General features: G+C 41.8%; 10 protein-coding genes. All 10 read left to right on the top strand.

What is annotated here, in order from left to right; translation table 11 throughout:
• Positions 1 to 44 precede the first annotated feature (44 nt).
• The 10 genes from J7R07_RS05680 (at position 45) to J7R07_RS05725 (ending at position 12,031) form a co-directional block, all read left to right on the top strand.
• Positions 45 to 1,199, top strand: coding sequence for an FtsW/RodA/SpoVE family cell cycle protein (locus J7R07_RS05680; RefSeq protein ID WP_208435979.1), 1,155 nt, complete (start codon positions 45 to 47; stop codon positions 1,197 to 1,199).
• Positions 1,192 to 2,328: an undecaprenyldiphospho-muramoylpentapeptide beta-N-acetylglucosaminyltransferase gene (gene murG / locus J7R07_RS05685; RefSeq protein WP_208435924.1), complete on the top strand. Its 1,137-nt coding sequence runs from the start codon at positions 1,192 to 1,194 to the stop codon at positions 2,326 to 2,328. The genes J7R07_RS05680 and murG overlap by 8 nt, the downstream gene beginning before the upstream one ends.
• Positions 2,312 to 3,739 (top strand): UDP-N-acetylmuramate--L-alanine ligase, encoded by a 1,428-nt coding sequence (gene murC, locus J7R07_RS05690; RefSeq protein ID WP_208435925.1) that lies wholly within the window; start codon positions 2,312 to 2,314, stop codon positions 3,737 to 3,739. Before murG ends, murC begins: the two co-directional genes overlap by 17 nt.
• Positions 3,717 to 4,694, top strand: a complete 978-nt coding sequence (gene murB / locus J7R07_RS05695; RefSeq protein ID WP_208435926.1) for a UDP-N-acetylmuramate dehydrogenase — start codon at positions 3,717 to 3,719, stop codon at positions 4,692 to 4,694. The genes murC and murB overlap by 23 nt, the downstream gene beginning before the upstream one ends.
• 241 nt (positions 4,695 to 4,935) lie before the next feature.
• Positions 4,936 to 5,856 (top strand): D-alanine--D-alanine ligase, encoded by a 921-nt coding sequence (locus tag J7R07_RS05700; RefSeq protein ID WP_208435927.1) that lies wholly within the window; start codon positions 4,936 to 4,938, stop codon positions 5,854 to 5,856.
• On the top strand, positions 5,844 to 6,755 hold the full coding sequence (locus J7R07_RS05705; RefSeq protein ID WP_208435980.1) for a cell division protein FtsQ/DivIB: 912 nt from the start codon (positions 5,844 to 5,846) through the stop codon (positions 6,753 to 6,755). Before J7R07_RS05700 ends, J7R07_RS05705 begins: the two co-directional genes overlap by 13 nt.
• Entirely contained in the window at positions 6,752 to 8,053 is a 1,302-nt protein-coding gene (gene ftsA / locus J7R07_RS05710; RefSeq protein ID WP_208435928.1) for a cell division protein FtsA, read from the top strand. Before J7R07_RS05705 ends, ftsA begins: the two co-directional genes overlap by 4 nt.
• Positions 8,054 to 8,118: 65 nt before the next feature.
• Positions 8,119 to 9,888, top strand: a complete 1,770-nt coding sequence (gene ftsZ / locus J7R07_RS05715) for a cell division protein FtsZ (protein ID WP_208435929.1) — start codon at positions 8,119 to 8,121, stop codon at positions 9,886 to 9,888.
• 210 nt (positions 9,889 to 10,098) lie between these two features.
• Entirely contained in the window at positions 10,099 to 10,971 is an 873-nt protein-coding gene (gene lpxC / locus J7R07_RS05720) for a UDP-3-O-acyl-N-acetylglucosamine deacetylase (protein WP_208435930.1), read from the top strand.
• A gap of 166 nt (positions 10,972 to 11,137) precedes the next feature.
• Positions 11,138 to 12,031, top strand: a complete 894-nt coding sequence (locus J7R07_RS05725) for an outer membrane protein assembly factor BamD (RefSeq protein ID WP_208435931.1) — start codon at positions 11,138 to 11,140, stop codon at positions 12,029 to 12,031.
• Positions 12,032 to 12,037 lie beyond the last annotated feature (6 nt).

Genomic DNA, 12,037 nt, shown 5'->3' on the forward strand with positions numbered 1-12,037 from the left:
TCTATCACTTTGAATAGAATTATGAAAAAGATAAGGTGGATATGATGGTTACGCGTGCAGATAGAGATCCAATTGCGAATTGGTGGTGGACGATTGATCGCTCTATTTTTGCTGCCTGTTTGATTTTAATGGGGATTGGCATTATGCTGTCTTTTGCTGCGAGCCCTACTATTGCAAAAAAAATCGGAATAATGGATAGTTTTTATTTTGTTCGCTGGCATATCATTTTTAGTATTCCTGCGTTTTTTACAATGGTTACTGTTTCTTTTTTCTCACTTCGTAATATTCGCCGTTTATGTGCCCTTTTGCTCATTGTAACGCTTGCTCTTATGGTTGCAACCTTGTTCTTTGGTCCAGAATTAAAGGGCGCACGACGGTGGATTCCTCTTTTTGGTTTTTCTATACAAGCTTCAGAGTTTATGAAGCCAGCTTTTGTGGTAATGTCCGCTTGGCTTTTTTCAGAACAAATACGGCATAGGGGTATTCCTGGCTATACACTCGCTACTGTACTTTATGCTTTTTGTTGTGTGCTTCTTATTCTACAGCCTGATATTGGTCAAACACTTTTAATCAGTGCAACATGGGGCGGTTTGTTTTTTGTAGCTGGTGTGCCTCTTACGGTTATTTTCCTTTTTATTATTATAGGCTTAGTGGGAATTGTTTTTGCTTATTTTTCTCTTCACCATGTACGTGAACGTATCAATGGCTTTTTGACAGGTGAGGGCGATACTTTTCAAGTGGATGTCGGACGTGAAGCTATTTTGAATGGTGGCTGGTTTGGACAAGGTCCGGGAGAGGGAACAGTGAAACGTATCATTCCTGATAGCCATACAGATTTTGTGTTTTCTGTTGCTGCTGAAGAATATGGTATTATCCTTTGTTTTTTCATTATGATGCTTTTTGGTTTTATTGTTATGCGCTCATTGTATATAGCATTGAATACGCGTGATTCATTCATACGTCTTGGTATTACGGGTATAGCGATGATGATAGGCTTTCAATCCGCGATTAATATGGCTGTTAATCTTCATTTGATACCCCCAAAAGGTATGACATTGCCATTTATTTCTTATGGCGGTTCTTCTATGGTGGCGATTGCATTTTCAATGGGAATTTTGCTTAGTCTGACACGTCGCTGGCCAGAAGCCCGCCTTTCAGCTTTTTCTTCTCCTTCTATTTTGGATACTTCTTATGACTGATAAAAAGGTTATTGTTTTGGTGGCTGGTGGTACAGGTGGTCATCTTTTTCCTGCTGAAGCACTCGCTGTTGAATTAAGGGGGCGTGGATATGATGTTCATTTGGCAACGGATAAAAGGGCGCAATGTTTTGTACGCTGCTTTGATGAAGAGCACACACATATCATTTCATCGGCAACATTTACGCAACGCCACCCTTTTACGTTTATAAAAACGTTTTGGACTTTGTTAAAGGGTATGAGGCAATCATTGGTGCTGTTTTATAAGCTGCGTCCCGTTCTTGTCGGTGGGTTTGGGGGATATCCTACCATTCCTCCTCTTGTTGCAGCTGCTTTAATGCGGCGTATAACATTTATTCATGAGCAAAATGCCGTTATGGGGCGTGCTAATCGGGTGTTGGCAGCTTTTGTGTATGCAATAGCAGGTGGTTTGTTATCGCAAAATAATAATTACGCTCATAAAACATTTTTGACTGGAAATCCTGTGCGTGAGGCTGTTCTCAAAGCAGCAGAAATTCCTTATCATCCTTCTGTAGGTGAAGAACCATTTCATTTCTTGGTTTTTGGTGGGAGCCAAGGGGCTTCTGTTTTTTCACGAATTGTTCCAGAAGCAATTGCTTTGCTGGATGATGAGATACGTCAACGTCTACGAATTGTTCAGCAAGTTCGCAGTGAAGCTGAAGAGTTAAGAGAAATCTACCATAAGATGGGTGTGCAAGCAGAAGTTGCTTCCTTTTTTGATGATATGGCTGAACGTATAGCACAGTCTCATTTTATTTTATCACGTGCGGGTGCTTCATCGATTTGTGAAATCGCTGCGATTGGGCGTCCTGCTTTGCTTATTCCCTATCCTCATGCTTTAGATCACGATCAGGCAGAAAATGCAGCATTGCTTGCTGCTGTGGGAGGTGCTCAAATTGTATCAGAAAAAGATTTAAACGCACAAAGACTTTCTTCTCTTTTAACGGAAGCCTGTTGTGCGCCACATTTATTAGAAAAACAAGCACTTGCTGCAAAAAAAGTTGGACAACCTCGTGCAACCAGTCGTCTTGCAGATATGGCTGAAGCGTTTATTGCAGGGCGATCATTGTCGGAAGTTAAAGAGGAGTTTCTTGATGAAAATGCCGCTTAATATAGGTGTTATCCATTTTGTTGGAATCGGTGGTATCGGTATGAGTGGAATTGCGGAGGTTTTTCATAATTTTGGCTATCAAGTTCAGGGATCAGATCAGGTTGATAGTGCAAATATTGAACGTTTACGGGAAAAAGGAATTACCATTTATATAGGTCATAGCCCTGAAAATTTAGGAGATGCAGAGGTTGTTGTTTTTTCTACTGCCATTAAAAAAACAAATCCTGAATATATTGCCGCAAAAGAAAGGCATTTGCCGCTTGTGAAGCGTGCGGAAATGCTAGCAGAGCTCATGCGGTTTCGTCACGCGATTGCTGTTGGTGGTACGCATGGTAAAACGACTACCACATCAATGATAGCAGCACTTCTTGATGCAGGCCGTTTTGACCCTGTGGTGATTAATGGCGGTATTATTAATGCTTATGGCACGAATGCTCGTATGGGGGAAGGTGATTGGATGATTGTTGAAGCTGATGAAAGTGACGGTACATTTTTAAAGTTGCCTGCTGATATTGCCGTTGTTACCAATATTGACGCTGAGCATTTGGATCATTACGGAGATTTTTCTGCTCTGCGCAAAGCTTTTCGTCAATTTGTAGAGAATGTTCCTTTTTATGGTTTTGCTGTTTTATGCCTTGACCATCCAGAGGTTCAGTCTTTAGCCAGCCGTATTGATGACCGTTGGGTGATTACTTATGGTGCAAACCCACAAGCGGATGTTCGTTTTCTTAATCTTTCGATGGATGGCCAGAAAACACATTTTGATGTTTTTATTCGTTCGCGGAAGACAGGGAGAAAGACTGAGTTGCAAAATTTGACTTTACCAATGTCTGGACGGCATAATGTTTCTAATGCAACGGCGGCGGTTGCCATTGCCCATGAGCTTGGCATTTCAAATGAGTCTATAAAAAAAGGCTTAGCAAAATTTGGTGGAGTAAAACGACGTTTTACGCAAACAGGAACTTGGCATGGTATTGAAATATTCGATGATTATGGTCATCATCCTGTTGAAATAAAGGCCGTTTTACGTGCAGCGCGTGAAAGTGCGAAAGGGCGCGTAATTGCCATTGCACAACCACATCGTTACTCACGTTTGTGTAATTTGTTTGATGATTTTGCTGCTTGTTTTAATGATGCAGATACAGTGCTGATTACACCCGTTTATGCAGCTGGTGAAGAGCCAATTGCTGGTATTGGTGCTAGAGAATTGGTCGAGCATATTAAGATGGCCGGTCACCGTGATGTGCGTTTGATTCGTTGTTTAGAAGATGTTGTTTCGGTTGTCTCTACGTCTGCTAAGGCGGGGGATTATGTTGTTTTTCTTGGTGCGGGTAATATCACACAGTGGGCTTGTGCGTTGCCTCATCAGTTGGCGGTACTTGATAGCGATGATAAATTTTCAACTCATTGATGGTGAGGCGCTGTTGGCGCGATTGCAACCACTACTTTGCGGAATAAAAGGCAAACTTACGCCTAATGTCAATATGCGTAAGGTAACGTGGTTTCGCACGGGGGGGCTGGCAGAACTTTTTTATCAACCTGCCGATGAAGCCGACTTAGCTCTTTTTTTACAAAATCTCCCTGAGTCTATCCCTGTAACAATTGTGGGGATTGGTTCTAATCTTCTCGTGCGTGATGGTGGGATTCCTGGTGTGGTTATTCGTCTTGCGGCTAAAGGTTTTGGGCAAGTGCAGCAAGTTTCTCCAAAAGGCTTTTTAGTTGGTGCTGGTACGGCGGATAAACATTTAGCTGCTGCCGCATTAAAGGCAGAAATTGCAGGTTTTCATTTTTATCATGGTATTCCTGGTGGTCTTGGCGGGGCTCTCAAAATGAATGCAGGTGCAAATGGTGTTGAAACCGCAGCGCGTGTTGTTGAGGTTTATGCGCTGGATCGCAAAGGACAACGTCATATCTTGAGTTTGAAAGATATGCATTATTCCTATCGCCATTGTGATATTCCTAAGGATTTTATTTTTACGGCTGCTTTATTGGAGGGAGAACCCAGTAATAAAGATGCTATTCGTGCTGCTATGGATGAAGTTGCTCTTCACAGAGAAACAGTGCAACCTATTCGCGAAAAAACAGGGGGATCAACTTTCAAAAATCCTGAGAATACATCCGCGTGGTGCGTGATTGATGAAGCAGGGTGTCGTGGTTTGCAGATTGGTGGAGCTCAAATGAGCGAAATGCACTGTAATTTTATGATCAATACAGGGCAAGCAACAGGTTATGATCTGGAAGCTTTGGGGGAGACGGTACGTGCGCGTGTTTTTGCTCACTCCGCCCATCTATTAGAGTGGGAAATACAACGTATCGGTCAATTTGAACAAAGCCGTATTGTCCCTTCTTTTGACCCATCTCATTAGTTGATTCAGTTTTATAAAAAAATTGGTAATAAAAAATTGAGTCATTTCAAAGAGATAATAAAAAAATCTATTAAGAATCAATAAATTAACAAAGAAACTCTTGCGTCATGCGTCTCAGTCTGATTCATTATGCAAAATGCTAGGTTATTGATTCGAAAAGATAAATCTTGGCGTTTCCCGTATATGGTATTAGTGGTTTCTATATAGTCTATATATAGTATACACAAGAAGGTCAGTTGTTATGAAAGATGAGCATATAGCTGTATTGATGGGAGGATTTTCTTCTGAACGGTCTGTAAGTTTGTCTTCAGGTGCTGCTTGTGCTGATACTCTTGAAGCGCAGGGGTATCGTGTGAGCCGCATAGATGTTGATGGTAATATTGCTTCTGTTCTTGAACAATTACGGCCTGATATCGCTTTCAATGCATTACATGGGCTATTTGGTGAGGATGGACGTATACAGGGTATTCTTGAGTATTTGAAAATTCCTTATACCCATTCTGGAGTGATGGCATCAGCTTTGGCGATGGATAAGGGGCGTGCAAAAATTATTGTTGCAAGTGTTGGGGTTTCTGTTGCGCCTTCTTTTGTTATGAGTCGTTTTGCTGTTGGACGGGAGCATCCTATGGAGCCTCCTTATGTGATTAAGCCTGTCTGCGAAGGGTCAAGTTTTGGTGTTGTGGTTGTAACAGGAGATGAAGCCACACCACCATGCAGTGTTATGGGGACAGAGTGGGTTTATTCAGATGAGGTAATGGTTGAAAAATATGTTCCTGGTCGCGAACTTACTTGCGCTGTTTTAGGAAATGAGGTGCTGAATGTTTGTGAAATTCTCCCCGCTCAGCACTTTCAATTCTATAATTATGATTCGAAATATAAAACTGGTGGCTCTCTTCACATTTGTCCTGCACAACTTTCACCAAATATTTACCAAAAGGTGCAAAGAATGTCTTTATCAGCACATCAGGCGATAGGTTGTCGAGGTATTAGCCGTTCTGATTTTCGTTTTGATGAAGAAACAGGAGAATTGGTTTGGCTTGAAATTAATACGCAGCCCGGTATGACATCTACCTCTCTTGTTCCTGATATTGCAAAAGCAAGTGGTTGTACTTATGGCGATCTTGTTCAGTGGATAGTGGAGGACGCGTCGTGTATGCGTTGAATGTTAATAAAACGAATGTTTCGATGGAGGTGCCATTAGTGCCAGCTTTGCCACGACTTTATCGTCGCTTTCTTCGGATTATGTTTGAATTTTTCTTTATTAATATTCATGTTCCACGCCATTTTGGTACTTTTGCAGTTTTGTCGTTTTTCTTTCTTACGGTGCTTTATGGGCTTTCATCAAGTGGGCACATGGGAGTGATTATGAAGACAGCCGTGTCCGATATTGGTTTTGTGGTAACCGATGTCGAGATAAGTGGTACTAAACGCTTGGTAAAGCAAGAAATTTTAAAAATTTTAAGACTTGATTCTGCTCAATCCATATTCGCTTTTAATGTTGATAAAGCGCGTTCTCTTTTAGAGCAGCAGGTTTGGGTGCAATCGGCTAATATTCAGAAGATTTATCCCAACAAAGTGCGTATTTCAGTTGTAGAGCGTAAACCCTATGCAATTTGGCAGCATGATGGTGTGATGGATATTGTTGATGAGACGGGTCGTGTCATCGTGCCCTTTAAAGGGGGGCTCATTCGGGGTTTGCCACTTGTGGTTGGTCAGGGTGCGCAAAAGGCTGCTAAACTGTTTATTCAAGCACTTTCGGCATATCCGCGATTGTACAGCCGTGTTCGTGCTTTTGTGCGTGTAGGTGATCGGCGTTGGGATCTTGTTTTGGATAATGGATTGCGTGTTATGTTGCCTGAAAAGGGTGTATTTGAAAGACTCTCTTCTCTTCTTAAGACAGGTAAGATGCAAGATCTTTTTTCTCGCGACATTTTAAGTATTGATTTACGTCTTTCTGATCGCATTACAGTTTCTTTATCGGATGAGGCGTTGCGACACCGCGCTGCTGTCGTGGCAGAAGAAGAGCGCATTTTAAAAGCGCGAAAGGCAGGGAATCTATGATGTTGCTCGGATCACATCATGTGGGGGGGCGTAAAACACGTTTTTTAACGGTACTTGATGTTGGCTCCAGTAAGATTGTTTGCCTTATTGCTTGTTTGCGTCCTTTAAAGCATGCACACTATTTACATGGTCGTACCCATTCTTTGGAAATTTTAGGCTTTGGAGTGCAGCGTTCACGCGGTATCAAATCTGGTGTTGTGATGGATATGTTTGCAGCAGAGCAATCAATACGGTTAGCTGTTGATGCAGCAGAAAAAATGGCTGGTTTGGTGGCTGATTCAGTGATTGTCAACTTTTCTTCAAGCCGATTACAAAGTGCTCTTATCAATGGTATGGTACGTTTGGGTGGTCGTGAAGTTACTAAGCGTGACGTACGTGTGGCTTTTTCAAATGTTTCGTGCAAAGCCTTTGATGCTGAGCGTCATGTTATGCACTCAGTTCCGATCTCTTACGTATTGGATGGAGATAAAGGCATTTCTGACCCTGTTGGTATGGCGGGTGAATTGTTTGGTGTGGATGTGCATGTGGTTACAGCGGAAACTGCGGCTTTGCGAAATTTAGAGACTTGTATTAATCGTGCGCATTTGAGTGTCGAAGCGATGGTTGCAACTCCCTTTGCAAGTGGTCTTGCTGTTTTAATGAATGATGAGGCACATTTAGGAGCAGCATGTATTGATTTTGGTGGTGGAACAACAACATGTTCAGTGTTTTTTGAGGGCAAATTTGTCCATGCGGATGCACTTGCTGTTGGTGGGCATCATGTGACTCTTGATGTCGCGCGTGGATTCTCTATGTCACTTACAGAGGCAGAACGTTTAAAAGTTGTCTATGGTTCAGCGCTTCTGACAAGTGCTGATGAGCGGCATATGATTAATGTGACGGAGATTGGGAGCGAACATCGTGAAACGCAATATCCTCGTGCTGTTCTTGGTCGTATCATTCGTGCACGTGTTGAAGAAATCTTAGAGATGGTACGTGATTGTTTAAATCGTTCTGGTTTTGGTCATATTATTGGTAAGCGTGTTATTTTAACTGGGGGAGCAAGCCAGTTAACAGGATTGCCAGAAATGGCACGTACTATATTGGGAAGAAATGTTCGTATAGGGCGGCCTTTGGGTATTTCGAGGCTTCCTTCTCTTGCAAAAGGGGCGGCGTTTACATCTGCGGTTGGATTGTTAATTTATCCACAATTGGTGGGTTTTGAAGAAAAAACAATAAAAACTGCGGTGAATCATTTATCGGTGGGCACGCGTGGGTATTTTCAGCGTGTTGGTCAGTGGTTGCGTGAGAGTTTTTAAATAAGTCTGAGGTAAATTAAATTTCATCGCTTGGACTTGCGATGTTTTATGAGAAGGAAAAGGAAATGACGATTAATCTGCATCGGCCAGATATCGCGGAATTAAAACCACGCATTACCGTTTTTGGTGTTGGCGGTGGTGGTGGAAATGCCGTGAACAATATGATTAATGCTGGTCTTCAGGGAGTTGATTTTGTTGTTGCAAATACGGATGCACAGGCTTTGGCTATGTCAAAGGCTGAACGTGTTATCCAGCTTGGTGCAGCAGTTACGGAAGGTCTAGGTGCCGGTGCTTTACCAGAAGTTGGGCAAGCGGCTGCAGAGGAATGTATTGATGAAATTATGGATCATCTAGCAGATTCTCATATGGTTTTTATTACTGCTGGTATGGGTGGAGGTACTGGAACTGGGGCAGCACCTGTTGTTGCTCGCGCTGCGCGTGAAAAAGGTATTTTGACGGTTGGTGTGGTAACAAAGCCATTTCAGTTTGAAGGTGCACGCCGTATGAAAACAGCAGAGACTGGTATTGACGAATTACAAAAGTCTGTTGATACATTAATTGTTATTCCTAATCAGAATCTTTTCCGTATTGCAGATGAAAAGACAACATTTGCTGACGCTTTTGCTATGGCTGATCAAGTGCTTTATTCTGGTGTTGCTTCTATTACGGACCTCATGATTAAAGAAGGGCTTATTAACCTTGATTTTGCTGATGTTCGTTCTGTTATGCATGAAATGGGCCGGGCGATGATGGGAACTGGTGAGGCGTCTGGTGAAGGTCGTGCTTTGAATGCTGCTGAAGCTGCTATTGCGAATCCCCTGTTGGATGATACCTCTATGCGTGGTGCTCGTGGCTTACTTATTTCTATTACAGGTGGTCGTGACATGACTCTCTTTGAGGTCGATGAGGCTGCTAATCGTATTCGCGAAGAAGTAGATGCGGATGCGAATGTTATCTTTGGTGCTATTGATGATGAGTCATTAGAAGGTGTTATTCGTGTATCCGTTGTTGCAACGGGTATTGATCGTGAGGTGAGTGAAGTGATCCAACCTTCTCATTCTCAAATTCAAAGACCAGCAGCTCCAATTCGCAAAAACGATCCTGGAATGACGTCCAATTCTTTTCATGTTCAGTCACAACCATTGCGTTCTGAATCAATGGTAGAAGTGATAGAAGCACTTGAAATAGAAAAGGGAAAATCGACGGGCGAGCAGTTCCGTCCTAAAAGTCAAATTTTTGCACAGCCTGCAGATACCGTTGCTGCACGAAGTGCGAATACTGCTCCTTATGGGGCAAGTACTGTGCATGGGCAGGTGTCAAGTGCGTCGCGTATGCAAGTTAGTCGTGGTGCTCAGTCATCTATGGTTGCACCAGTGAGCATGGAGGCAACAGCCCATGTTCTTGATGAGATGCCAGGAATTGTAGAGCAAAAAGAGAAGCAAGTACAACAAAGGCAAGTACAACATGTGCAAGCGCGTTCACCTATGCGTATGCCTGAATTAAAGGATTTCCCTCCTGTTGCGCACGGTCAACGTGAGAGAGCATATGCTGCCGAGCAGGGACCTCGCAATCTTTGGCAGCGTTTGAAACAAAGCTTGACATATCGTGAGGAAGTTGGGCCAGAAGCTAGGTTAGAACCTGCTGTGAGATCTTCTCAACAACAAGATGCGCATGCTCTTCATAAAAGTTCTCAAGCGCTTCCTCAAGATGCTTCTGTTTATGTTCCACGACGTTCTAGTGAGTTACACCCCCATGTACCACAAGATCAGCGTGCTTTTATCAGTGAGGAAGATCAATTGGAAATACCAGCGTTTTTGCGTCGTCAAGCAAATTAATGCGTAAAGGTAGTGAAGAAGGAATTTTTTTATCTGTTTTGTAATATTTAAAAGCTTTGTAGAGCAAACATACTGTAATTTTTGGGAGATCCTCTGTTTGTTATAAACCCGCTTAATAATAGGCGGGTTTATTATTTGCTATGCATGTCATTTTTATGATTTTATAAATATTTTTTTAAAAGCGTAAAAACGATTCAATGAAGTGACATAATGAAGTTAATGCAAAAATATCAGTCTACTCTTAAAAAGGCCGTGACATTTGAGGGTATTGGCGTTCACAGTGGGTGTTTGTCTGTGGTGAAAATTTGCCCGGCTGACGTGGGATGTGGTATTATTTTTAAGTGTTGTGGATTAGATGGAACAGGGTACAGAATTCAAGCACATGCATCGCAAACAGGAGCAACTGAATTATCGACAGTACTTGGACATGGAAATGCGAAAGTTGAAACAATTGAACATCTGATGGCTGCAATTGCTGCTTATGATTTGGATAATCTTATTATTGAAGTATCGAGTCATGAAATCCCTATTTTGGATGGTTCCGCTTGGCAGTATTGTCGCGCTTTTGAAGAAGTTGGTATTGTAGAGCAGAATGCACAGCGTTCTTATTTCATTATAAAAAAACCGCTGCGGATTGAAGGAGCTCATGGTTTTGCAGAGTTTTTGCCGTTTGATGGGCGCCGTTTTGATATCACGATTTCTTTTTCTTCTTCAGCTATCGGTAAGCAACATTTCAATTTTGATCTCACCCCAAAGGGGTTTCGAGATGATTTGTCACGTGCGCGCACTTTTGGTTTTGTCAAAGACGTGGAAAAATTATGGATTTCTGGAAAGGGTATAGGCGCTTCTTTAGAAAATTCTCTTATTATAGGTTTGAATGATAAAATTATGAATCCAGATGGTCCTTATTGGAAGAATGAATGTGTTCGGCACAAAATGCTTGATGCGATTGGAGATACCGCTTTGCTTGGAGCGCCTTTTATTGGGTTGTTTCGTTCCTATTGTAGTGGGCATAAAATTAATTCGCAATTGGTAAAGGCTATTTTGGCAGACCAATCATGTTACGAAGAGAGTTATTTATAGGTGGAATAGAAAATTGAAAAGACTTTCTATAGTCTATTTGATTTTTAAGGGGATGATTAATTTTAAGCTATGAAATTGGTTAGTGGATTTTAAAGTGATATGGTATAAAAATTTCTAATAAACAATTTTTGCTACAAGGTGATATTCTCTGGAGGCCGGGAAAACTATGATAAAAACTTATATATGTATTGAAAATATATCATATAGAAAATCTAAAATTGTGCGTAAGGTATTGGGGATAATGCTTTTGGGGAGCACTTGCATGTTAGCAGGTTGTTTATTTAAAGAGAAAAATACTCTTAATCCATCAGCATATGTTTTAAAAATGGATCCACCGGATGTTCTCTATAATCAAGCGCTTACTAGTCTTGAGAGTGGGCGTCTCGCGGATGCATCAAAAAAGTTTCTGACGATTGAAAAGCAGTACGCTTATACTGATTGGGGGCGTAAATCCTTAGTGATGGGTGCTTTTACAAATTATCGACTTGGCAAGTATGACGATTCAATTAGTATGGCTCAGCGCTATATTACTCTTTATCCAGGATCAGATGACTCTGCTTATGCTTACTATATTATCGGTCTTTCTTCTTTCCGTCGTATTCCTGATGTTACACGGGATCAACGCGATACCAAACGTGCTATTGCTGCCATGCAGCTTCTCATAGAGCGTTATCCTCATTCTGAGTATGTCAAGGATGCCAAGGATAAAATCCGTTTTGGGCGGGAACAGTTGGCTGGTAAGGAAATGCAGGTTGGCCGCTATTATGAAGAGGGACGGCGTTATGTTGCTGCAAGTAAAAGATTTCGTACTGTGATTGAAGAGTATTCTGATACAAATCAAGTTGAGGAGGCACTTTTCCGCTTGACAGAGGTTAATCTTGCTCTTGGCTTAACTATGGAAGCACAGACAGCAGCAGCTATTTTAGGACGTAATTATCCCAAGAGTGAATGGTATAAATTTTCTTATAATTTATTGCAGAAGAATAGTATGTCACCACAGGAGCATAAATCTTCTTGGATCTCCAATGCTTTAAGTGGTGATAAGAATAAGGTACGTTGATTCTCT

The sequence above is a fragment of the Bartonella phoceensis genome (assembly GCF_902825145.1).
GTDB classification, from domain to species: Bacteria; Pseudomonadota; Alphaproteobacteria; order Rhizobiales; family Rhizobiaceae; genus Bartonella; species Bartonella phoceensis.

Excerpts from the sequence above, each read along its gene's own strand:
- lpxC (WP_208435930.1), top strand. The coding sequence starts at position 10,099 with ATGAAGTTAATGCAAAAATATCAGTCTACTCTTAAAAAGGCCGTGACA.
- J7R07_RS05700 (WP_208435927.1), top strand. The coding sequence starts at position 4,936 with ATGAAAGATGAGCATATAGCTGTATTGATGGGAGGATTTTCTTCTGAA.
- J7R07_RS05680 (WP_208435979.1), top strand. The coding sequence starts at position 45 with ATGGTTACGCGTGCAGATAGAGATCCAATTGCGAATTGGTGGTGGACG.
- murG (WP_208435924.1), top strand. The coding sequence starts at position 1,192 with ATGACTGATAAAAAGGTTATTGTTTTGGTGGCTGGTGGTACAGGTGGT.
- murC (WP_208435925.1), top strand. The coding sequence starts at position 2,312 with ATGAAAATGCCGCTTAATATAGGTGTTATCCATTTTGTTGGAATCGGT.
- ftsZ (WP_208435929.1), top strand. The coding sequence starts at position 8,119 with ATGACGATTAATCTGCATCGGCCAGATATCGCGGAATTAAAACCACGC.
- murB (WP_208435926.1), top strand. The coding sequence starts at position 3,717 with ATGATAAATTTTCAACTCATTGATGGTGAGGCGCTGTTGGCGCGATTG.
- J7R07_RS05725 (WP_208435931.1), top strand. The coding sequence starts at position 11,138 with ATGATAAAAACTTATATATGTATTGAAAATATATCATATAGAAAATCT.
- ftsA (WP_208435928.1), top strand. The coding sequence starts at position 6,752 with ATGATGTTGCTCGGATCACATCATGTGGGGGGGCGTAAAACACGTTTT.